This is a genomic window from Brevundimonas sp. FG128, from assembly GCF_057809775.1.
Map to the genome: position 1 here is coordinate 548,483 of NZ_JBMDKP010000001.1, position 20,719 is coordinate 569,201.

Genomic DNA, 20,719 nt, shown 5'->3' on the forward strand with positions numbered 1-20,719 from the left:
TTGACCCCAGCCGCCCGTCTCGCCGCCGCCGCCTCTGTCCTGGACTCCATGGCCCAGGGCCGCCAACCGGCCGAAACCGTCCTGAAGGCCTGGGGGGCCGCCAACCGATACGCCGGGTCCAAGGATCGGCGGGCCATCGCCGATCATGTCTACAAGGTGCTCCGCGCGCGCGGCCGACTGTCGTGGATCATGGGCGGGCGCGAGGACGGCCGGGCCCTGGTGATCGGCTCGCTGCACGCCATCGACGGCCTGTCGGTGGAAGAGATCGAGGCCCTGCACTCGGGCGACGGCTATGGTCCGCGTCCGCTGTCGAAGCAGGAACGCTCCCGCATCACCATAGGTCAGGGGGAGGTTCCGGGCTGGGTCGCGGCCGGTCTGCCCGAGTTCGTGGTCGAGGATTTCAAGGCCACCTTCGGCGACCGCTGGGCCGAGGAAGCCCACGCCTTGATGACGCCGCGCGCGCCCATCGACCTGCGGGTCAATGATGCGGTCGCTACGGTGGAAGAGGTCGAAGCCGAGTTGAAGGCCGCCGGGCTTGAGGTGTCGCGCACCCCTTGGTCTATGCTGGGCCTGCGGGTGCCGTCGGAACCGCCGCCCAACATCCAGGCGCTGGACGGATTCAAGGCTGGCAAGTTCGAGATCCAGGACGAGGGCAGCCAGGTGGTTTGCTGGCTGGCCGGGGCGACCCCCGGCACGACGGTGGTGGACTATTGCGCCGGTGGCGGCGGCAAGACCCTGGGTCTGGCCCAGGCCATGACGGGGCAGGGTAAGCTGATCGCCTCCGATGTGGTCAACAAGCGGCTGGAGAACATCCGGCCCCGCCTGCAACGCGCGGGCGTCGAGGCCGAGCTGGTCCTGATCGGCCAGAACGGCGGCGGTCTGGAAGCCGTCAACGGCCAGGCCGACCTGGTCTTCGTGGACGCCCCCTGTTCGGGTTCGGGCACCTGGCGGCGTCGCCCCGAGGACGCCTGGCGTTTGACGGCCGAAGAGGTCGAGAAGCTGCACGCGCTGCAGGTGCGCATCCTGAGCCAGGCGACCAAGCTGGTGAAGCCGGGCGGCCGTCTGGTTTATGTCACCTGTTCGATGCTGGCGCGCGAGAACGAGGCCAGCGCCGACGCCTTTGAGACCGCCAATCCCGACTTCCGCCCGGTCCCGGTCGCCGATGTCCTCTCGGCGCCGCAACTAACCGACGCCGCCCGCGCCAGGTTCGCCGAACTGGCGTCCGGCGCCCGTCTGCGCCTGTCGCCGGCCTCGGCCGACACCGACGGCTTCTTCGCCGCCGTTTATGAGCGCACGGCATGATCCTGTCGCTGGTTCTCGCCCTGACCGACGGCCCCATGGCGGGTCAGGATCGGTCGGACGCCTATTTCAGTTGCCAGTCGCAGTCCAAGGGCGCGGGCTTCCAGACCTGCCTCGACAACGCCTTGGCGGACGAGGATCTCGACCTGAACGCGACCTATCGCGCGGCGCGTCAAGGCCTGGGCCGGGCAGAGACGCTGCAACTGCGCGACCGCCAACGCGCCTGGATCCGGGCGCGCGACGCGGCCTGCGACAGCCGAGCGGCGGATCAGTCGGACCCGGCCTTGGCGAGAGCCGCTCGGACCGATTGCCTGCTGACCTGGACGGCTGAGCGCAGCCTGTGGCTTGAGAACACCTATCTGACGGGGTCGCGCAAGTGAGCCACGGCCTGCACCGGTTCGGAACAGTGTCCGTCCTGTGCGTCATGGCCGCGCCCGCCGAATATGGCTTGCATCTCCAAGCCCGCATCCAGCCCCTGATGACCGGCGTCGGTCCGGTCGAAGCGGCCATCGTCCTGACCGCCGCCCTGGCGCGCTTGGAGGCGGCGGGCGACCTGCCGGACCTGATCGTGTCGCTGGGGTCGTGTGGGTCGCGGGTGCTGGAGCATGCCGCCGTCTATCAAGCGTCGAGCGTCGCCTATCGCGACATGGACGCCAGCGCCCTGGGCTTTCCCAAGGGGGTGACGCCCCTGCTGGACCAGCCTGCGATCCTGCCCCTGCCGTGCCCCATCCCCGGCGTGCCGACCGCGACCCTGTCGACCGGAGCCAATGTCGTCTCCGGCGCCGCCTATGACGCCATCGACGCCGAGATGGTGGACATGGAGACCTGGGCCCTGGTCCGGTCGGCGCAGACCTTCGGTGTGCCCCTCGTCGCCCTGCGCGGCGTTTCGGACGGCCGCGCCGAACTGAAGGCGCTGGAGGACTGGACCTCGACCCTGCATCATGTGGACGAGAACCTGGCCGCCGCCCTGGACCGCCTGATCACCGTGCTGGAGGCCGACGGCCTCGTCGCCCTTGAAATCCCGGCCGCACAAGGCCAAGACCCCGCCCAACTCTCCCCGGATTCGATCACGTCATGACCACGCCGCACCAGAAGGTTCTCATCGTCGATTTCGGCAGCCAGGTGACGCAGCTGATCGCGCGCCGCCTGCGCGAGGCCAGCGTCTATTGCGAGATCCATCCGTTCCAGAAGGCGGAAGACGCCCTGGCAGCCATGAACCCGGCGGCCATCATCCTGTCGGGCGGTCCCGAGAGCGTGCACGAGGAGGGCAGTCCCCGCGCGCCCCAGGCCGTGTTCGAGGCCGGCGTGCCGGTCCTGGGCATCTGCTACGGCGAGATGACCATGTGCGAACAGCTGGGCGGCAAGGTCGAGGGCGGCCACACCCGCGAGTTCGGTCGCGCCGAGATCACCGTCGAGAAGGCCTCGCCCCTGCTGGCCGATCTAGCCCCCGTCGGCGAGGAAGAGACGGTCTGGATGAGCCACGGCGACAAGATTGTCGCCATTCCCGAAGGGTTCGACGTCGTGGCGTCCTCGGCCGGCTCGCCCTATGCGGTGATCGCCGACGAGACCCGCCGCTTCTACGGCGTCCAGTTCCACCCCGAGGTGATGCACACCCCGCGCGGCCACCAGATGCTGAAGAACTTCACCCACGGCATCGCCGGGCTGAAGGGCGACTGGACCATGGCCGCCTATCGCGACGAGAAGATCGCCCAAATCCGCGAACAGGTGGGTTCGGCCAAGGTCATCTGCGGCCTGTCCGGCGGCGTCGACAGTTCGGTCGCCGCCGTGCTGATCCACGAGGCGATCGGCGACCAGCTGACCTGCGTGTTCGTGGACACCGGCCTGCTGCGTAAGGACGAGGCGACCCAGGTCACGACCCTGTTCCGCGAGCACTACAACATCCCGCTGGTGCATGTTGATGCGTCGAAGGAATTTCTCGGCGAGCTGGCCGGTCAGTCGGACCCGGAGACCAAGCGCAAGATCATCGGCCGCGTCTTCATCGAGATCTTCGACCGAGAGGCCGGCAAGATCGAGGGCGCGGAATTCCTGGCCCAGGGCACCCTCTATCCCGACGTGATCGAGAGCGTCTCCTCGTCCAGCGGCAAGGCCCACGTCATCAAGAGCCACCACAACGTCGGCGGCCTGCCAGACTATATGAAGCTGAAACTGGTCGAACCCCTGCGCGAACTGTTCAAGGACGAGGTCCGCGCCCTGGGCCGCGAACTGGGCCTGACCGACGCCTTCGTGGGCCGTCACCCCTTCCCCGGACCGGGCCTGGCCATCCGCATCCCCGGCGAGATCACGCCCGAGGCCGTCGACACCCTGCAACAGGCCGACGCCATCTATCTGGACGAGATCCGCAAGGCCGGCCTGTACGACGACATCTGGCAGGCCTTCGCCGTCCTTCTGCCGGTCAAGACCGTCGGCGTCATGGGCGACGCCCGCACCTACGAAAAGGTTCTGGCCCTGCGCGCGGTCAGCTCCACCGACGGCATGACCGCCGACTTCTACCAGTTCCCCTGGGACGTTCTGGGAAAGACCGCGACACGGATCATCAACGAAGTGCGCGGCGTCAACCGGGTGGTCTATGACGTGACGTCGAAGCCGCCGGGGACGATTGAGTGGGAATGATTCAGAGCCTTCTGAGACTTTCCAGATCGCTTCCGAAAATTGCTCTAAAACACTGACTTATAAGATAAATGCTTTCGCAGCCTCTCGGTACCATTCGAGGGGCTGCTTTCGTCTGCGTCGGTCCCTCTGACGGTCCCGCAGCCATTGCCCGTCCGGACTCCGCTCCATACCGTCAGAGGGCCGAGAGCGTCCTGACGGTCTTTTTTTGAGCCAAGCCTATGACTTGTTTCAAGAAAATGATCCCGAAAGACCTCGAAAGCGCCTGACGGTCTTTTGGAGTCAAAACTGCATGCTTACCGACGCCGCATTGAGAAATATTCGCCCGAAATCAAAGTCTTACAAAATGACCGACAGGGACGGTCTGTACCTGCTGATCTCACCCAAGGGCGGCATCGCCTTCAAGTACGACTACCGCTTCAACGGGCGGCGGGAATCCGTGACGCTCGGCTCCTATGGACCGGCGGGCCTGTCCCTCGCCAAGGCACGCGAGAAGGTCATCGACGCCAAGCGGATGATCGCAGAAGGCGTCTCGCCGGCGTTGGAGAAGCAGCGGGCCAAGCGGCGTCTGCAGCAGGCCCGAAGCTTCGAGCATGTGGCCCAACGCTGGATGAACCACGCGCCCATGGCGGACAGCACCCGCAACATGCGGCGGTCCATCTTCAACCGGGAAATCCTGCCGCAATGGCGCAACCGGCTGCTGAACGAGATCACGCCCAACGACCTCCGCGCCCACTGCAAGACCATCGTCGATCGCGGCGCGCCGGCGACGGCCGTCCATGTCCGCGACATCGTCAAACAGATCTACGCCTACGCCATCCTGCACGGGGAGAAGATCGAGAACCCGGCCGACGGGGTCGGGCCAGCCTCGATCGCCACCTTCCGGCCGCGGGACCGGTCGCTGTCGCCGACCGAGATCCGGATCGCACTGAACCTTCTGGGAGAGGTGGCGACCCTGCCCACGATCCGCCTCGGCCTGAAGTTCATCCTGCTGAGCATGGTGCGGAAGAGCGAGTTGCAGGATGGGGTCTGGGACGAGGTCGATTTCGCCAACGCGGTCTGGTCGATCCCGAAGGAGCGGATGAAGCGGTCGCGGCCGCACAACGTCTATCTCTCGACCCAAATGCTCGACATCCTGATCGCGCTGAGGACCTGCGCCGGGAACTCGCGGTACATCTTGCCGTCCCGCTATGACGCCGACGCGCCGATGTCGCGGGCGACCTTCAACCGGGTGACCTCGGCGATCGCCGAGCGGGCGCGCGAGCGGGACCTGCCGCTGGACCCCTTCACAGTCCACGACCTGCGACGGACCGCCTCGACGCTTCTGCACGAGATGGGCTTTAACTCGGACTGGATCGAGAAATGCCTCGCCCACGAGGAGCGGTCGTCGCGCGGCGTCTACAACAAGGCCGAGTTCGAAGCCCAGCGCCGGCACATGGCCCAGGAGTGGTCGAACGCCGTGGACGCCTGGGAAGCGGGGCGGGCGTTCACGCCTGTGCTCGTCATCCCGGAAACGGCCGGTCCTCGTTTCGATCCGCGGCTCTGACCGGTCGGGTGATCCGCTTGCGAACATCGGGCGGCGGCGCACGTCGAATGGGTTTTGCTCGACGGAGCGCCAACCAGGCCTCGACCTCGGCAAGGTCCCACACGACGCAGCGCGGTGTCAGCAGGAACCGTCTGGGGAACTGGCCGCGCTGCTCCATCTCCCAGATCGTGCTGTCGGCCAACGGCACCATCTGACGGAGTTGCGGCTTCTTGATCGTGCGCTTCAGCGGCGGGTCGGCTTGGGCCATCGAAGATCTCCTAGTTGCTATAGGAATCGAAGCCGAACGATGTCGAAGGGGCTAGGCGTCAACTTCCCACCGGAGGTCTACGGCTGGACCGGACTCAATGGGATCGCTTGCGCCCCGAGCATCCGCTTTTCGACCCATAGCGGCCGTCCTCTCAAGGCCCTTCAGCTAGCCATTCGAACTTGAGAAACATTGGACCGAGACCGGCGTCGACAAGCTGATAGGCACCCGCAAACGTCTCTACGTTGAACGCCAGCGCACGATTGATGGTATGGTCGCTTTCCAAAACCGACCCGTCAGGCAGATGCGATCCGCTCTTGAGTGCATATGCCATCTGGACAGTGACGGCCTCAGAAGTCTCGGCGTAGGTCCCGCTGATCCGGCAGCCACCCTGATCGACACCGACAATCTTGCCGTTTCCAACGTAGGCCAGCATCGCCAAGCCCCAAGCCTCTTCGTCCATCGGGTCTTGATCTGCGCCGGATTGGCGAATGCCGTAGAAGCCGCTTTTCAGAGCCATGATTGCATTCCTCCTCGCTTGTTCGAGGTTCGGCATGTTTACCGAGTTAGACCGCCAAGGCCACGCGACGGATTGGCTGCGTCCCACCCGTCGCGGACATCCGCTGCCATGTCGTCAGCGTTCAGTCGCCGGCTTTCTCGACCCTTTCAGCCAGGCCGCCCGACGTAGTGGCTCCGACGACGCGATGTGGAGCCGCCTATCCTCAATCGACCAGGGAGTAGCTTGTGCTGCGCCCGCCGCCGTCATCCTTCACAAGGATGCCACGGTCCACCAGATCGTTGATGTCGCGCAAGGCCGTGTCAGGCGAGGACTTCGTCAGCACCGCCCATTTGGTCGAGGTGAGCTTGCCTTCGAAGCCGTCGAGCAGCCGATTGATGACCGCGCTCTGGCGCTCGCTCAACGTCTGACCTGTGAGCGCCTCCCAGAAGCGCGCCTTGCGCATCACATGGGTCAGGGTGGTTTCCGCGCCATCGAACGCGCGATCGAGGCAGCCGAGGAACCAGTCCAGCCAGAGGGTCACATCGAGCGCGCCTTTCTGGGTCGTCTCCAGGGTGGCGTAGTAGTCTTTGCGCTCCAGCCGGATCTGGGCGGACATGCTGTAGAAGCGCTGGGCGCTTTTCTCGGAGCGGGCGAGCGCCATGTCGGCGATCGCCCGCGCGATCCGGCCATTCCCGTCGTCGAACGGGTGGATGGTCACGAACCACAGATGGGCGATCGCGGCCTTGAGGACCGGGTCCGTCCGCGGCGCGTCGTTGAACCAGTCGAGGAACGCCCGCATCTCGTCCTGCAAAAGGGCGGCGCGGGGCGCTTCATAATGCACGCGCTCCCGTCCGAAAGGGCCCGAGACGACCTGCATCGGGCCGAAGCTTTCGTTGCGCCAGGCGCCGACGACGATCTTCGTCATGCCGCTGCGCCCGGTCGGAAACAGGGCGGCGTGCCAGGCGAACAGCCGGTCCTCGGTGAGCGGAGACGCAAAGTTCTGGGTCGCGTCGAGCATCATTTCGACCACGCCGTCGACGTTGCGATCCGCGGGGGCGAGGGCCCCGATATCCATGCCGAGGCGGCGAGCGATCGAGGATCGCACCTGATCCTTGTCGAGCACCTCGCCTTCGATCTCGCTCGACTTCAGGACGTCTTCGGTGAGGGTTTCGAGAACCGCTTCGGCGCGCAGGTCAAAGCCGAGCGCGTGCATCCGGCCGAGCAGCAGGCCCTGGCGGTGACGGACGGCGGCGAGCCGATCGGCGAGCGCGTCCGCGCGCCAGTCCAGACGCGGCCAGCCTTCGATTTCGTGGATGTATTCCGCCATTCCCCGCACTCCTTGCGGAAAATATGGGCGTTATTCCCCGCAAGAGCAAGGCTATTCTCCGCAAAGAGTGCGGAGAATAGCGAGTTTAATCTCCGCACGCCAAGGCGGGGATCTCGCACGCTATCGGCTGCAGCCGCCGCACGTCCGGTATCCGCCGCCGTTCGGGTGTCGGCGCCGTCGTGCCCAGGCGGCTCCGAAACCCTTGCCGCGGGCCGCTGTCTCAGGGCCGCAGATGGAGACGACCGCTCAAGGGGCCGGCCGCGCGCCCTTCGGCGCCGCGTGCCGGGAGAAGCCGACCACGAGGATGGCGATCGTCAGCAGCTGAACGGCGACGCCTTCAACGGTCGGATAGAGACCGAGGATCTCGATACGGGGGATCCAGGCGAGCGGATGGACATCGAGCCAGCCCGCCTCCTGCAGCGCCGCCACCCCCTTGCCGACGAGAACGACCGACAGGACAGCCATGAGGATCGAGCTCAACGAGAAGAACCGGCCGATCGGCAGGCGCTTGCTGTAGGCCAACAAGGCCCAGGCCACCACGGCCAGGATCGCCACGGCGGTCAGGGCGCCCGCCAGCATGCCGACATGGCCGCCCTGGCTCCAGATCGCCGCATAGAAGAGGATGGTCTCGAACACCTCCCGGTAGACCACGACGAAGGCCAGCAGGAACAGGAACCAGGCCGATCGCTTCGACAGCGCGTGGGAGAGCTTGTCGCGGATATAGGTCTGCCAGGCGTCGGCGTGCGACTTGCCGTGCATCCAGATGCCGACCGAGACGAGCACGACGGCCGCCAGAAGCGAGCCGAAGCCCTCAGTGAGCTCCCGGCTGGCGCCGCTGATGGAGATGAAGAAGGTCGCGGCCGCCCAAGTGGCGCCGCCGGCGACCAGCGCGGCCACCCAGCCGCCGTGGACGTAGCGCAGCACATCGGGTCGTTCGGCCTTCCTGAGGAAGGCGATCATCGCCACCACGATAAGCAGGGCTTCCAGCCCCTCGCGCAGCAGGATGGTGAAGGCACCGAGGAAGCTGGCGAGATTGTCCGCCTCCTGAGGCGCGAGCGCGCGCTCCGCCGTGTCCAGCAGGGCGTTCAGACGGGCGACCCGATCCGCGATCTCCTGGGCGGGCGCCCCCTTGCCGATCGAGGCGCGCAGGTCGGTCATGGCCGTCTCGACCCGACGCAGCAGCGCGCCGTCGCGGGCGCCGAGCGCGGGCTCCACCGGTTCGAAACCGTCGAGATAGGCCGAGAGGGCGAGGTCGGTGGCGGCCTTGCGGTCGCCCCGGCGATAGGCGGCCTCGCTTTCCGCCAGACGGGTGCGGGCCAGGGTCAGGGTCGATCCCTCCGGGCGGGCCGTCGCCTCCGGGTGACGACGCAGATAGGCCGTGACCGCCCGCGCCTTCGTCTCGCCGATCCGGCTCGCCAGATCCGCCGGCGTCGCCTGGGTGACGGCGGCCAGATCGGAATAGGCGGCGCGGATCGCGGTGTCGGCCTTCCAGAGGCGCTCGCCTTCGGCGGCTTCGGCGTCTGTGAAGGCGAACCGGCCCACATAGAAGGCCAGGGCCCAGCGATCCTCGGCCGGCAGATGGGCGAAGCTGGCCATCGCCGTGCCGTCGAGGCCCTGGTCGATCACCTGATAGAGGCCGAACACGCTGCGCTGACGCGCGCGCTCCACGTCGGCGAAGGCGATCGGAGGCGGATCCAGCCCCTCGGCGCCCGGGCCGTCGGCGCGGCCCGTGTCGCCATGGCAGACCGAGCATTGCTCGGCATAGAGCGTCGCGCCCCTGGCTAGGTCGGGCGGAAAGGAAGGCGCGAGCGGGCTCGGATAGGCCGCCAGCACCGCGGCGGCCAGGGCCTTGGCCTGATCACCCACGACGCGCGGGTCGGCCTTGTCGCGGATCGCCGCCTGCAGAGCGACCGCGTCGCGCACCAGGCCGGCCTTGGCCGGGTTCGACGGCAGAGCGTCCAGCCGGGTCCGGATCTGGCCGCCGAACTCGACCATCTCGCCGTACTCGGCCGGGTTGGTCACCTGGCCGTTCGCCACCGCCCCGGTGTAGTCGACCGCCACGTAGTCGAGCAGTCGCCAGGCGACCTGGGCCTCGGAGGCGGACGGCGCTTGGGCGAGAGCCGGGGACGCCAACCCCATCGCGAACAGCAGGGCGAGCAGACGGAGCAGGGATTGCATGGGGGAAAGCCAGTTGTGAGCGGCTCGCATTAGCATTCGAGCGGACAGAGTGTCGCGCCTAAAGCGACGCCGAGGGGTCGTGCAGGGTCTCGATCACCTTGCAGGCGGAAACCCGGCCTCCGGCGCATTCCGCGGTCATCCGCGACAGCTCGCCCTCAAGGGCCCGCAACTGGGCGATCTTCTGCTTCACCTCGGCCAGATGGCGCTCGGCGATGACGTTGGCCTCGGCGCAGGGCCGGTCCGGGTGATCGGACAGATCCAGCAGAGAGCGGATCGAGTCCAGATCGAAGCCCAACTGTCGGGCATGACGGATGAACGACAGGCGGCGCTCCGCATCGTCGTCGTACATGCGCCGGTCGCTGGCGGTGCGCGGCGGGGCGGCAAGCAGCCCGATCTCTTCATAAAAGCGGATGGTCGGAATCTTGACGCCGGTGGCGGCGGCCAGCTTGCCGATGGGGCGAAGGCCCGACGAAGCGGGAGAGGGCAGGGGCATCGCGTCACCTCGGATCAGACGGCTGAAGGTCGGAGGGCGGCCCGGCCGGACACGATACTGGACCCTCTAGCCACTGGAGGATCAAGGTCCGCGTGCGGACTTCGAGCAATCCGAGAAGTGCGCTGAAATTGGCGCTTGATCCTCTAGCGACTGGAGGAGGCATCCTTACGGTGAAAGGTGGACCTCGATGACTGACCATCCCTCGCCTCCCGAAGCGGCGGCCTCCAGTTGCGGTTGCGGCGCGACCGTCAAATTCGATGGCGCCTCGCCCGTCTACCGCCGCATCCTGCTGGCCGTGATCGCCATAAACGCGGTGGCCTTCGTGGCCGTGGCGGGGGGCGCCCTGGCCCAGGGCTCGGCGTCTCTGGGCGCCAACGCGCTGGACTTCCTCGCCGACAGCGCGACCTACGCCATCAGCCTGTGGGCGATCGGCAAATCCGTGCGGGTTCGTTCCGGCGCCGCCCTGCTCAAGGGGGCGAGCCTGGGGCTGCTGGCCGTGTTCATTCTCGGCTTCGCCATCTGGCGGGCCGTGTCGGGCGCGCCGCCGGAAGGGACGGTGATCACCGGCCTTGGACTGTTCGGTTTCCTCGCCAATGCGGTCGCCGCCCTGCTGCTCGTGCGTCACCGAGACGGCGACGCCAATGTCCGTTCCGTCTGGCTCTGCACCCGCAACGACCTGATCGAGAGCCTGGTCGTCGCCGCCGCCGGGGGACTGGTCTGGCTGACCGCCTCGCGCTGGCCCGATCTGATCGCCGGCGGCATCCTCGCTGCGGTGTTCCTGCAATCCGCCTGGTCCATCGTCAGCCAGTCGCGAGCGGAACTGAGGGCGGCGGCGTGATGACGTCCCAGCTGGTGCGACGATGAGACGATTGATGTCGCGGCGCCGCATGGTAAGGGACGGCATGGGATTCCCTACGGTCAGACATGGACTGATGACGGCGCTGCTCGCGGCGTTCCTGTCCCTGTTCGTCCTGGTCTCCGCCGTCGATGCGGCGACCTGCGGCCCTGAGGCGGCGACATCCTTGGCCTCCAGCGCCCTCGGCGACGCCACGGACCAACAGAATGACGACGGCGGACCGGACAGCCACGCCATCTGCTCTCACGGCCACTGTCATCATAGCGGCGTCGCCGTGCCTCAGACGCCAGATGAGCCGGTCGTGACTCACGCCCGGGCCGACCTGAACGCCCTGCCGCTGGCGGACGGCCTGCCATCCCGCATGCCCGCCGGTCCGGACCGCCCGCCCAGAGGCTGACGGGACTGCGCGCGACCGCGCGCCTTCCACGTCAACCATCCGGGAAACAGGACCTATGCCATCCGCTAAACGCCGTCTGCCGCACCCCGCGGCCGGCGGAGCCGCGGTCGCCCTCGCGGCGATCCTGGCCATGCTGGCCCCAGGGTCAGCCTTCGCCGAACCCGTCACCCTGGCCGAGGCGCTGTCTCGCGCCGCGGCCTCCTCGCCCACCCTAGCGGCCGCCGAGGCCGATGTCGCCGCCGCCGTCGGCCGGGCGCAACAGGCCGGCTTCCGGCCCAATCCCGAACTCGGCCTCGAGGTCGAGAATTTCGCAGGAACGGGCGGCTTCTCCGGCGTCGATGACGCCGAAAGCACCCTCAGCGTCGGACAGCGGTTCGAACTCGGCGGCAAGCGGCCCGCACGCGAGCGCGCCGCCCAGGCCGAGGTGGACGCCGCCCGGCTGCGCCTCGCGGTCGCGCGGGCGGACCTGGAACAACAGGTGCGTGACGCCTACGCCGAGGCCTATGCGGACAGCCGCCGGGTCGAACTGGCCCGCGATCAGTTCATGCGCGCCGATAACCTTCAGACCATCGCCACCGAACTGGTGGACGCCGGTCGCGAACCGCCGCTGCGGGCCTTGCGCGCGCGGACGGCCGCCCTGGAATCGGTTGGACGGGTCCGCGCCGCCGAAGCCGAATACGCCGAAGCCCAGCGGGCGCTCGCCGCCCTGTGGGGCGGTGGCGAAGACCTGCCCGAGCCGACCGCGTCCGAGGTCCTCCCGGCGCCGTCCGCCGTCATCGATCCGGCTACCGCGCTGGACGTGCGCCTGGCAGAGGCGGAGGTGGCCACCTCGGTCGCCGTCGTCGAGCGGGAACGGACCCTGTCCCGGCCCGATGTGACCGTCAGCGTCGGCGCCCGGCAGTTCCGGGGCACGGACGACACGGCCCTGGTCTTCGGCGCCTCCATGCCGATTGGTCTGTTCGACCGCAACCAGGGCAATATCGCCGCCGCCAACGCCGAGCGGACCGGAGCCGAGGCTCGCCGCAACGCCGCTCTCGCCGGCGCGATCCGGCGGACCCGCGACGCCCAGGCCGCTCTGCGCACGGCCGAAGCCCAGCTGGCCTTCCTCGAAACCCAGGCCGAACCCGAAGCGATCGAGGCCGTGCGCATCGCGCGTGAAGGCTTCTCGGCCGGCCGCTTCACCCTGCTGGACGTGCTGGACGCCGAAGAGGCGCTCAACACCGTTCAGGCCGACATGATCACCGCCGAGCTGGAGCGGGCGCAAGCCGTCGCCGCCCTGACTCGCGCCACCGAAACCGAAGGATCCGCCCAATGAAGAGACTCACAAACCAGCAACGCCTGCTCGGCGGCGCGGCGGCGGCCGTGATCGTCCTGGGCGGCGGGTTCGCCGTCTGGACCATGACCCGTGGTCCGGAAGCGCCGACGGAAGCCGCTGCGGAAGCCGAAGAAGAACACGGCGCCGGCGAGGCCCTGGAGATGGACGCTGCCCGCATCCAGGCGGCCGGCATCACCCTGGCGCCCGTCGGCAGCGGCTCGCTGAGCGCCGAGATCGTGGCCCAGGGCACCGTCGTCGGCACGCCCCAGGGCGAGGCCGTGCTCGCGGCCCGCGCCGACGGCGTGATCACCGGCGTCTCGCTGCGGCTCGGCGACAGCGTCCGCGCCGGCCAGACCGTGGCCCTGATCGAAAGCCGCGAGGCCTCGTCCATCGCCGCCGAACGGGCGACCGCCCAGGCCCGGTTGACCGCGGCCCGGCAGGCGCTCGCCCGCGAGCAACGGCTGTTCGACTCGCAGATCACCGCGCGACAGGATCTTGAAGCCGCCCAGACCGTCCTGGCGGAAGCCGAGGCGGAAGCGCGCCGGACCTCGTCCGCCGCCGCCGCCGCCCGGGTCTCCGGCGATGGCCGCAGCACCGGGGTCGTCAGCCCGATCAGCGGGCGTGTGACCGTGTCCAATGCGACGCTCGGCGCCTTCGTGACGGCCGGGACCGAACTGTTCCGTGTCGCTAACGCCAGCCAGATCGAGGTCCAGGCCTCGGTCTCCGCCGACGACGCGGGCCGGATCGCTCCGGGCGACCGCGCCAGCATCACCCTGCCGGAAGGCGAGGTCCAGGCCACGGTGCGGTCGATCACCCCGGGCGTGGATGCGGAAAGCCGCGCCGCCACCGTCCTGCTCACCGTGTCCGGCGTGGGGGGCTTGCGTCCCGGCCAGGCCATCGCTGTGCGGATCTACACCCGCGACGCTCAGACCTCCGCCGGAGTTTCGGTGCCCGAGGAAGCCATCCAGACCGTCGAAGGCCGCGAAGTGGTCTTCGTCAGAACGGCGACGGGCTTCAACCCCGTGCCGGTCATCGTCGGCCAGCGTAGCGCCGGCCGGGCCCAGATCACCTCCGGCCTGACGGCGGGGCAGACCGTCGCCACCCGCAACGCCTTCCTGCTGAAGGCCGCGCTCGGCGCTGGCGAAGTGGAGCACTAGCCCATGATCGCCAACCTCATGGCCCTGTCGGTGCGGGCGCGGTGGATGATCATCGCGCTCGTGCTGCTCGTCTCCACCTACGGCGCCTGGCAGCTGACACAGCTGCCCATCGACGCCGTTCCCGACATCACCAACAACCAGGTCCAGATCAACACCTCCGACGCCTCGCTCTCCCCCGTCGAGATCGAAAAGCGCGTCACCTTCCCGGTCGAGACCGCCATGGCGGGCATCCCCGGCCTGCAGTCCACCCGGTCCCTGTCGCGCAACGGCTTCTCGCAGGTCACGGTGATCTTCGAGGAGAACGTCGACCTCTATTTCGCGCGCCAGCAGGTCAGCGAACGCCTCGTCCAGGCCCAGGAAAGCCTGCCCGAGGGCGTCCAGCCCCAGATCGGACCGGTCACCACCGGTCTGGGCGAAGTCTTCATGTACGCCATCGACTTCACCAACCCGGGCGGACGAGGCGCGACCGTACGCAACGGCCAGCCGGGCTGGCAGTCCGACGGGTCGTTCCTGACCCCGGAAGGCGACCGCCTGACCGACGACATCTCCCGCGCCGCCTATCTCCGGACCGTGCAGGACTGGATCATCGCGCCGCAACTGCGGACGGTGAACGGCGTGGCCGGCGTCGACACCATCGGCGGCTTCGAGAAACAGTATGTCGTCGAGCCCGACGCCACGCGTCTGGCCCAGTACGGCGTCTCGTTCAGCGAACTGGCCGCCGGCCTGGAAGCCGCCAACCTCTCGGTCGGCGCCAATTTCGTCGAGCGGGGCGGGGAAGCCTATCTGGTGCGGGCCGACGCCCGTATCCGCAGCCTGAGCCAGATCGAGGAAGCCATCGTCGCCACGCGCGGCGGTGTGCCCGTCGCCGTTCGTGACGTCGCCGCCGTCCGTCTCGGCGGTGACCTGCGCACCGGCGGCGCCACCATGAACGGCCACGAGGTCGTCATCGGCACCACCCTGATGCTGATCGGCGAGAACAGCCGCACGGTCGCCCGTTCGGTCGGCGAACAGCTTGAGACGACCGTTCGGTCTCTCCCGCCGGGGATTAAGGTGACCCCCGTCCTCGACCGGTCCAAACTGGTCAACGCCACCATCTCCACCGTTCAGCGCAACCTGATCGAAGGCGCCATCCTCGTGGCGGTGGCTCTGTTCCTGCTCCTCGGCAACGTCCGCGCCGCCCTGATCGCGGTGGCGATCATCCCGATCTCCTTCTTCATGACCGCCATCGGCATGAACTTCATGGGGGTGTCGGGCAATCTGATGAGCCTGGGGGCGCTCGACTTCGGCCTCATCGTCGACGGCTCGGTGATCATCATCGAGAACTGTCTGCGACGGCTGGCCGAGCGACAACACCACGAGGGCCGTCTGCTGAGCCTGCGCGAGCGGCTCGAGGAAACCACCATCGCCACCCAGGAGATGATCAAGCCGACCGTCTACGGTCAGGCCATCATCCTGCTGGTCTTCGCGCCTCTGCTGACCTTCCAGGGCGTCGAGGGCAAAACCTTCTCGCCCATGGCCATCACCCTGATGCTGGCTCTGATCGCGGCCTTCATCCTGTCCATCACCTTCATCCCGGCGATGGTCGCCCTGGTGATGCGCAACAAGGTCTCCGAGAAGGACGTCTTCGTCATTCGCTGGATCAAGGCGAAGTACGAGCCGGTGCTGCGTCAGGCCGTAGCCCGGCCCTGGCCCTTCGTCGGCGGCGGTCTGGCCCTGTTCGCCGTGGCCGGCGTGATCTTCACCATGCTCGGTCAGGAGTTCATCCCCACCCTGGATGAACGCAACCTCGCCATGGCCTCCCAACGGGTGCCGTCGACGGCGGTGGAGCAGTCGATCCGAATGCAGCGGGGCGTGGAGAGCGCGATCATCGCCTTGCCCGAGGTCGAGCTGATGTTCTCCAAGACCGGCACCGCCGAGGTGGCCACCGATCCGATGCCGCCCAACATTTCGGACGGCTTCATCATCCTCAAGCCGCAGGATCAGTGGCCGGACGGGGTAAACACCAAAGAAGACGTGATCGAACGCATCGAGGCCGCGGCCGCGGGCCAGGTCGGCAACGGCTACGAGCTCAGCCAGCCGATCGAGTTGCGGTTCAACGAACTGATCGCCGGCGTCCGCGGCGACGTCGCCATCAAGATCTATGGCGACGATCTCGACAAGCTGACGGCCACGGCCAACCGGATCGCGGCGCAGCTGAACGCCACGCCGGGCGCGGCCGACGTCAAGGTCGAACAGACCGACGGCGCGCCGTCGCTGGACGTGACCTTCGACCGGGCCGCGATCGCGCGGTTCGGCCTGACGGTGGAAGAGGTGGCCGACACGGTCGCCGCCGCCATGGGCGGGCGCGAGGCCGGGCAGTTGTTCGAGGGCGACCGCCGCTTCGATGTGGTGGTCCGCGTGCCCAACGCCAGCCGACACGACCTCGACGCCCTCGGCGCCATCCCCGTGATGTTGCCGGAAGCGGAGGGCCGCACCCGGGCGTCCGTCCCGTTGCGGCAGGTGGCGTCGTTCCGCTTCGCCGAGGGGCTGAACCAGATCAGCCGCGAGAACGGCAAGCGTCGCGTCGTGGTCCAGGCCAACGTCCGCGGCCGCGACGTCGGGTCGTTCGTCCGGGAGGCCATGCCCAAGGTGGAGACGGTCGCCCTGCCGGCCGGCTCCTGGATCGAGTGGGGCGGCCAATTCCAGAACCTCAAGGCGGCCTCCGACCGCCTGTCGCTGGTCGTGCCGATCTGCTTCCTGGCCATCTTCGCGGTGCTCTTCCTCGCCGTGGGGACGTTCGGGCGGGCGGTGGCGGTCTTCCTCACCGTGCCGCTCGGTCTGGCGGGCGGCGTCTTCGCCCTGGCGCTGACCGGCATCTCCTTCTCGGTGTCGGCTGCGGTGGGCTTCATCTGCCTGGCCGGGGTCGCGGTGCTGAACGGCCTGGTGGTGATGTCGTCGATCCGGCAACGGCTCGACGCCGGAATGGAGCTCTCCCGCTCCATCATCGAGGGCTGCATGGAGCGGGTGCGCCCGGTCATCATGACCGGTCTGGTCCCGGCCATCGGCTTCGTGCCCATGGCCCTGGCCCACGGCACGGGCGCCGAGGTGCAGAAGCCCCTGGCCATGGTCGTCATCGGCGGCCTGGTCACCGCCACCCTGCTCACGCTGCTCGTCCTGCCGGCGATGAGCCGGCTGGTCCTCGGCCTGACCGAGGGACGGCGGCCCAAGCCCACCGACGTGCCGGCCGTAGAACCCGTTCCGGCGGAATAGTCCCGGTCCCCGCCGTCGCGTCGGCGGCGGGGATCTTCCTTTCAGGAGGCGATCATGTCCGACCCCATCAAACTGATGCGCATCTACACCGACGAGGCCGCCTATTTCGGCGATCGCAAGGTCTTCGAGATCGTGGCCGAGCGGGCCCGGTCCGCCGGTCTGGCCGGCGCGACCGTGCTGCAGGCCCTCGTCGGCTTCGGCCACACCCCGCACCTGCATCGCCGTCACGTCCTCGACGACGACCAATCCCTCATCCTGGAACTGCTCGATCATGAGTCCAAGCTGAGGGGTTTCCTCGAAACCCTCTCCGATCTCGAACACCTCGGTCCGGTCACGCTTGAGGCGGTCGAGGTCCTGCGTTGGCCAAACCCCGCTCCGGCGGACGCCGACTAGGAGAGCGGTTTTGACGGCTCGCGATCAAACCGACCGTCAGCAGCGTGTCACGTTGTTGACGGTCCTCGCGCTCAACGCCGGGCTGGCGGGTGCGCTGGGCGTCGGCGGCGTCACCGCCGATTCCAGCGCCTTGCTGGCCAACGCCGTCGACAATGCATCCGACGCCGCCGTCTATCTGATCAGCTTCCTGGCGATCGGTCGGGCCGGGTCGTGGAAACGGGGCGCGGCTCGTCTGTCCGGAATCATGCTGCTGATCTTCGCCGCCGGCGTTCTGCTCGACGCCGGGCGCCGGTTCCTCGTCGGAACCGAGCCGATCGGCCCGACCATGATGGGGCTGGCCGTGGTCGCCGCCGTCGTCAACCTCATCTGCCTGCACCTGATCCGTCGCCAGAACAGCGGCGACGTCAACATGAAGGCGGCCGAAACCTTCAGCTTCAACGACTTCGCCTCGAACGGCGGTATTCTCGTCGCCGGAGGACTGGTGATGTGGCTGGACCAGGCATGGCCCGACCTCGTCGTCGGGGTGCTGGTCGCCGCCATCGCCGCCAAGGGCGGCGTCGAAATCCTGCGCGACGCTGCTCGCGCGAAATCCGACAAGGAGAGCGGCGTATGACGTCGACACATTCGTCCGAAGAGCAGCCCAAGGCCGCAGACCACGGTCCCGGTGACGGCCACGATCACGGCCATGGCGGCATCCTCGGTCCCAACACCGAGGTGATTTTCGCGCTTTCGTCGGGCGCTGCTCTGGGTGTGGGGTTCGCGCTGGAGAAGCTCGCGCCGGGCGTCCCGACCTGGATCCCGCTCGCGCTCTACCTTGTCGCCTACGCGTTCGGCGGCTTCTTCACCGTCCGCGAGGCCGTCCAGAACCTTCTGCAGAAGCGGTTCGAGATCGACACCCTGATGCTCGTCGCCGCCGCAGGCGCGGCGGCGCTCGGCGCCTGGGCCGAAGGCGCGCTCTTGCTGTTCCTGTTCAGCATCGGCCATGCCCTTGAGCACTACGCCATGGGGCGGGCCAAACGGGCGATCGAGGCCTTGGCGGATCTGGCGCCCCGGACCGCCCATGTGCGGCGTGACGGGCAGGTCGTCGAACTGCCGGTCGAGGATCTGCTGGTCGGCGATACCATTGTGGTGCGCCCGAACGAGCGCCTTCCGGCCGACGGCTTCGTCGTGGTGGGAACGACAAGCATCAATCAGGCCCCGGTGACCGGCGAGAGCATGCCGGTGGACAAGCAGCCGGTCCCGGACGCCGCCGCAGCGCGCGAGCGGCCGGCCCAGGTCGGATCGGCGTCGCTCGTGTTCGCGGGCACCATCAACGGCACGGGTGCGATCGAGATCGAGACCACCCGCAAATCGAGCGACACCACCCTGGCCAAGGTGGTCCGGATGGTGAGCGAGGCCGAGACCCAGAAGTCGCCGACCCAGCGCTTCACGGACAGGTTCGAGCGCATCTTCGTACCTGTCGTTTTGGGCTTGGCCTTCGTGTTGTTGTTCGCCTGGGTCGTGGTCGATGAGCCGTTCCGCGACAGCTTCTATCGCGCCATGGCCGTTTTGGTCGCCGCGAGCCCTTGCGCGCTCGCCATCGCCACCCCGAGCGCGGTCCTGTCGGGCGTCGCCCGTGCGGCGCGCGCGGGCGTTCTGATCAAGGGCGGCGCGCCGTTGGAGAATCTCGGCTCGCTCAACGCCATCGCCTTCGACAAGACCGGCACCCTGACCGAGGGTCGGCCCCGGATCACCGACGTCATGCCGGTGCGCGGCACGACGGAAGCCGACCTGCTGGCGACCGCGGTCGCCGTCGAGCGGCTCAGCGACCATCCGCTCGCGGACGCGATCGCCCGCGACGGCTCCGAACGGCTGGGCGATACCGCGCTCGTGGCCGCGACCGAGCTCAAGAGCCTGACCGGCAAGGGGGTGACGGCCCAACTCGGCGGCGAGACGATCTGGATCGGCAAGCCCGAGATGTTCGGGGCCGACGGCGTGGCGGGTCTCGACGACGAAACGACGGCCGTCGTCGCGCAACTGCGCGACCAGGGGCGGACCCTGATGGTGGTGCGGCGCGGGACGCGAGACCTCGGTGTCATCGGCCTGCTCGACACGCCGCGCGCTGCGGCCGGGGCCGCGCTCGCGGCGCTGCGGGCCCTGGGGGTCCAGCGCATGATCATGATCTCGGGCGATCACCAGAAGGCCGCCCAGGCCATCGCGGAGCAGGTCGGGCTGACCGAGGCGTGGGGCGATCTCATGCCGGAGGACAAGGTCGACGCCATCAAGAAACTCCGCGCGGACGGAAAGATCGCCATGGTGGGCGACGGCGTGAACGACGCCCCCGCCATGGCCACGGCCACGGTCGGCATCGCCATGGGCGCGGCCGGGTCCGATGTCGCCCTCGAGACCGCGGACGTCGCCCTGATGTCCGACGACCTGTCGCAGCTGCCGTTCACGGTCGGCCTTAGCCGGCAGACCCGCCGGATCATCCTCCAGAACCTCTATGTGAGCCTCGGCGTCGTCGCCTTCTTGGTGCCGGCGACCATCCTCGGCCTTGGCATCGGCCCCGCCGTCGCGCTCCACGAAGGCTCGACCCTGCTGGTGGTGTTCAACGCCCTCCGACTGCTCGCCTACCGCGATCCGGCCCGGACGGCCGTCTCAACCGCAATCCCGGCGGGCCCTGCGGCCTCTCCGGCGCTCTCGAGGACATCGACATGAAACGGATCGGATGGGTCTCCGTCATCGCCGTCTTTCTCGCCCTGTCGGCCTTCGCCTTCGGCATGATCTCGCGGCAGGCCCGCGACGTCCCCGATCGGGGCCCGGCCGTGAACGCCCGTCCGATCGACACCGGGGCGAGCCACGCCGGAGGACCGACCGACAGCCCCTCGACGGCGGCCTATCGTGAAGCGAGCGCCCAGATGCACGCGGCCATGAGCATCGACAACACGGGCGATCCCGACATCGACTTCCTGCGCGGCATGATCGCTCACCATGAAGGCGCCCTCGCCATGGCGAAGATCGCCGTCGAGCACGGGGAGGCCCGGGACGTCCGCAATCTCGCCGAGGAGATCATTGCCGCGCAGGACGCCGAAATCGTCCGGATGAAGGTGATGCTCGCCCGCCACGAGGACGCCCCGGTCCCCGCCGAAAGGCCCTGAG

At 68.3% G+C, this 20,719-nt stretch carries 19 protein-coding genes; 14 read left to right on the top strand and 5 right to left on the bottom strand.

The features are described from left to right. From ACODSC_RS02755 to ACODSC_RS02775, 5 genes are all read left to right on the top strand, one after another. Positions 1-1,302: an RsmB/NOP family class I SAM-dependent RNA methyltransferase gene (locus ACODSC_RS02755; protein WP_488811605.1), complete on the top strand. Its 1,302-nt coding sequence runs from the start codon at positions 1-3 to the stop codon at positions 1,300-1,302. Further along, complete coding sequence (locus ACODSC_RS02760) at positions 1,299-1,679, top strand: lysozyme inhibitor LprI family protein (protein ID WP_488811607.1); 381 nt, start codon at positions 1,299-1,301, stop codon at positions 1,677-1,679. The genes ACODSC_RS02755 and ACODSC_RS02760 overlap by 4 nt, the downstream gene beginning before the upstream one ends. Beyond that, positions 1,676-2,377, top strand: a complete 702-nt coding sequence (locus ACODSC_RS02765; RefSeq protein ID WP_488811609.1) for a 5'-methylthioadenosine/S-adenosylhomocysteine nucleosidase — start codon at positions 1,676-1,678, stop codon at positions 2,375-2,377. Before ACODSC_RS02760 ends, ACODSC_RS02765 begins: the two co-directional genes overlap by 4 nt. Continuing rightward, positions 2,374-3,930: a glutamine-hydrolyzing GMP synthase gene (gene guaA, locus ACODSC_RS02770; RefSeq protein WP_488811611.1), complete on the top strand. Its 1,557-nt coding sequence runs from the start codon at positions 2,374-2,376 to the stop codon at positions 3,928-3,930. Before ACODSC_RS02765 ends, guaA begins: the two co-directional genes overlap by 4 nt. Before the next feature lie 289 nt (positions 3,931-4,219). After that, positions 4,220-5,473 carry a tyrosine-type recombinase/integrase gene (locus tag ACODSC_RS02775; protein ID WP_488811613.1) on the top strand — a complete coding sequence of 418 codons (1,254 nt, stop codon included), beginning with the start codon at positions 4,220-4,222 and terminating at the stop codon, positions 5,471-5,473. On the opposite strand, the gene ACODSC_RS02780 is transcribed toward ACODSC_RS02775, so the two are convergent. From ACODSC_RS02780 to ACODSC_RS02800, 5 genes are all read right to left on the bottom strand, one after another. After that, positions 5,430-5,720, bottom strand: a complete 291-nt coding sequence (locus ACODSC_RS02780) for a helix-turn-helix transcriptional regulator (protein WP_488811615.1) — start codon at positions 5,718-5,720, stop codon at positions 5,430-5,432. The two genes, ACODSC_RS02775 and ACODSC_RS02780, sit on opposite strands and share 44 nt — an antisense overlap. A gap of 151 nt (positions 5,721-5,871) precedes the next feature. Next, the gene (locus ACODSC_RS02785) at positions 5,872-6,237 is read right to left on the bottom strand and encodes a hypothetical protein (RefSeq protein WP_488811617.1); all 366 of its coding nucleotides are present in this window, start codon (positions 6,235-6,237) and stop codon (positions 5,872-5,874) included. 202 nt (positions 6,238-6,439) lie between these two features. Further along, complete coding sequence (locus ACODSC_RS02790) at positions 6,440-7,543, bottom strand: Fic family protein (protein WP_488811619.1); 1,104 nt, start codon at positions 7,541-7,543, stop codon at positions 6,440-6,442. Positions 7,544-7,789: 246 nt separating this feature from the next. Continuing rightward, positions 7,790-9,721 (bottom strand): FTR1 family protein, encoded by a 1,932-nt coding sequence (locus ACODSC_RS02795; RefSeq protein WP_488811621.1) that lies wholly within the window; start codon positions 9,719-9,721, stop codon positions 7,790-7,792. 58 nt (positions 9,722-9,779) lie between these two features. Beyond that, on the bottom strand, positions 9,780-10,214 hold the full coding sequence (locus ACODSC_RS02800) for a MerR family transcriptional regulator (RefSeq protein ID WP_488811623.1): 435 nt from the start codon (positions 10,212-10,214) through the stop codon (positions 9,780-9,782). Between the two features lie 187 nt (positions 10,215-10,401). Here ACODSC_RS02800 and ACODSC_RS02805 point away from each other — a divergent pair, with 187 nt between their 5' ends. The 9 genes from ACODSC_RS02805 (at position 10,402) to copM (ending at position 20,718) form a co-directional block, all read left to right on the top strand. Further along, entirely contained in the window at positions 10,402-11,052 is a 651-nt protein-coding gene (locus tag ACODSC_RS02805; RefSeq protein ID WP_488811625.1) for a cation efflux transmembrane domain-containing protein, read from the top strand. Positions 11,053-11,146: 94 nt separating this feature from the next. Then, complete coding sequence (locus ACODSC_RS02810) at positions 11,147-11,467, top strand: hypothetical protein (protein WP_488811627.1); 321 nt, start codon at positions 11,147-11,149, stop codon at positions 11,465-11,467. Positions 11,468-11,522: 55 nt separating this feature from the next. Next, on the top strand, positions 11,523-12,782 hold the full coding sequence (locus ACODSC_RS02815; protein ID WP_488811629.1) for a TolC family protein: 1,260 nt from the start codon (positions 11,523-11,525) through the stop codon (positions 12,780-12,782). Beyond that, complete coding sequence (locus ACODSC_RS02820; protein ID WP_488811631.1) at positions 12,779-13,939, top strand: efflux RND transporter periplasmic adaptor subunit; 1,161 nt, start codon at positions 12,779-12,781, stop codon at positions 13,937-13,939. The genes ACODSC_RS02815 and ACODSC_RS02820 overlap by 4 nt, the downstream gene beginning before the upstream one ends. Before the next feature lie 3 nt (positions 13,940-13,942). Continuing rightward, positions 13,943-17,188 (top strand): efflux RND transporter permease subunit, encoded by a 3,246-nt coding sequence (locus ACODSC_RS02825; RefSeq protein ID WP_488811632.1) that lies wholly within the window; start codon positions 13,943-13,945, stop codon positions 17,186-17,188. Between the two features lie 54 nt (positions 17,189-17,242). Beyond that, complete coding sequence (locus ACODSC_RS02830; RefSeq protein WP_488811634.1) at positions 17,243-17,581, top strand: DUF190 domain-containing protein; 339 nt, start codon at positions 17,243-17,245, stop codon at positions 17,579-17,581. Between the two features lie 10 nt (positions 17,582-17,591). Further along, positions 17,592-18,194 carry a cation efflux transmembrane domain-containing protein gene (locus ACODSC_RS02835; protein ID WP_488811636.1) on the top strand — a complete coding sequence of 201 codons (603 nt, stop codon included), beginning with the start codon at positions 17,592-17,594 and terminating at the stop codon, positions 18,192-18,194. Then, on the top strand, positions 18,191-20,278 hold the full coding sequence (locus ACODSC_RS02840; protein ID WP_488811637.1) for a heavy metal translocating P-type ATPase: 2,088 nt from the start codon (positions 18,191-18,193) through the stop codon (positions 20,276-20,278). Before ACODSC_RS02835 ends, ACODSC_RS02840 begins: the two co-directional genes overlap by 4 nt. Beyond that, positions 20,275-20,718 carry a CopM family metallochaperone gene (copM, locus tag ACODSC_RS02845; RefSeq protein WP_488811639.1) on the top strand — a complete coding sequence of 148 codons (444 nt, stop codon included), beginning with the start codon at positions 20,275-20,277 and terminating at the stop codon, positions 20,716-20,718. Before ACODSC_RS02840 ends, copM begins: the two co-directional genes overlap by 4 nt. The last annotated feature ends 1 nt before the right edge of the window (position 20,719 follow it).

Coding starts and splice junctions, on each gene's coding strand:
- ACODSC_RS02760 (WP_488811607.1), top strand. CDS start 1,299: ATGATCCTGTCGCTGGTTCTCGCCCTGACCGACGGCCCCATGGCGGGT.
- guaA (WP_488811611.1), top strand. CDS start 2,374: ATGACCACGCCGCACCAGAAGGTTCTCATCGTCGATTTCGGCAGCCAG.
- ACODSC_RS02775 (WP_488811613.1), top strand. CDS start 4,220: ATGCTTACCGACGCCGCATTGAGAAATATTCGCCCGAAATCAAAGTCT.
- ACODSC_RS02780 (WP_488811615.1), bottom strand. CDS start 5,720: ATGGCCCAAGCCGACCCGCCGCTGAAGCGCACGATCAAGAAGCCGCAA.
- ACODSC_RS02785 (WP_488811617.1), bottom strand. CDS start 6,237: ATGGCTCTGAAAAGCGGCTTCTACGGCATTCGCCAATCCGGCGCAGAT.
- ACODSC_RS02790 (WP_488811619.1), bottom strand. CDS start 7,543: ATGGCGGAATACATCCACGAAATCGAAGGCTGGCCGCGTCTGGACTGG.
- ACODSC_RS02795 (WP_488811621.1), bottom strand. CDS start 9,721: ATGCAATCCCTGCTCCGTCTGCTCGCCCTGCTGTTCGCGATGGGGTTG.
- ACODSC_RS02800 (WP_488811623.1), bottom strand. CDS start 10,214: ATGCCCCTGCCCTCTCCCGCTTCGTCGGGCCTTCGCCCCATCGGCAAG.
- ACODSC_RS02805 (WP_488811625.1), top strand. CDS start 10,402: ATGACTGACCATCCCTCGCCTCCCGAAGCGGCGGCCTCCAGTTGCGGT.
- ACODSC_RS02810 (WP_488811627.1), top strand. CDS start 11,147: ATGACGGCGCTGCTCGCGGCGTTCCTGTCCCTGTTCGTCCTGGTCTCC.
- ACODSC_RS02815 (WP_488811629.1), top strand. CDS start 11,523: ATGCCATCCGCTAAACGCCGTCTGCCGCACCCCGCGGCCGGCGGAGCC.
- ACODSC_RS02820 (WP_488811631.1), top strand. CDS start 12,779: ATGAAGAGACTCACAAACCAGCAACGCCTGCTCGGCGGCGCGGCGGCG.
- ACODSC_RS02825 (WP_488811632.1), top strand. CDS start 13,943: ATGATCGCCAACCTCATGGCCCTGTCGGTGCGGGCGCGGTGGATGATC.
- ACODSC_RS02830 (WP_488811634.1), top strand. CDS start 17,243: ATGTCCGACCCCATCAAACTGATGCGCATCTACACCGACGAGGCCGCC.
- ACODSC_RS02840 (WP_488811637.1), top strand. CDS start 18,191: ATGACGTCGACACATTCGTCCGAAGAGCAGCCCAAGGCCGCAGACCAC.
- copM (WP_488811639.1), top strand. CDS start 20,275: ATGAAACGGATCGGATGGGTCTCCGTCATCGCCGTCTTTCTCGCCCTG.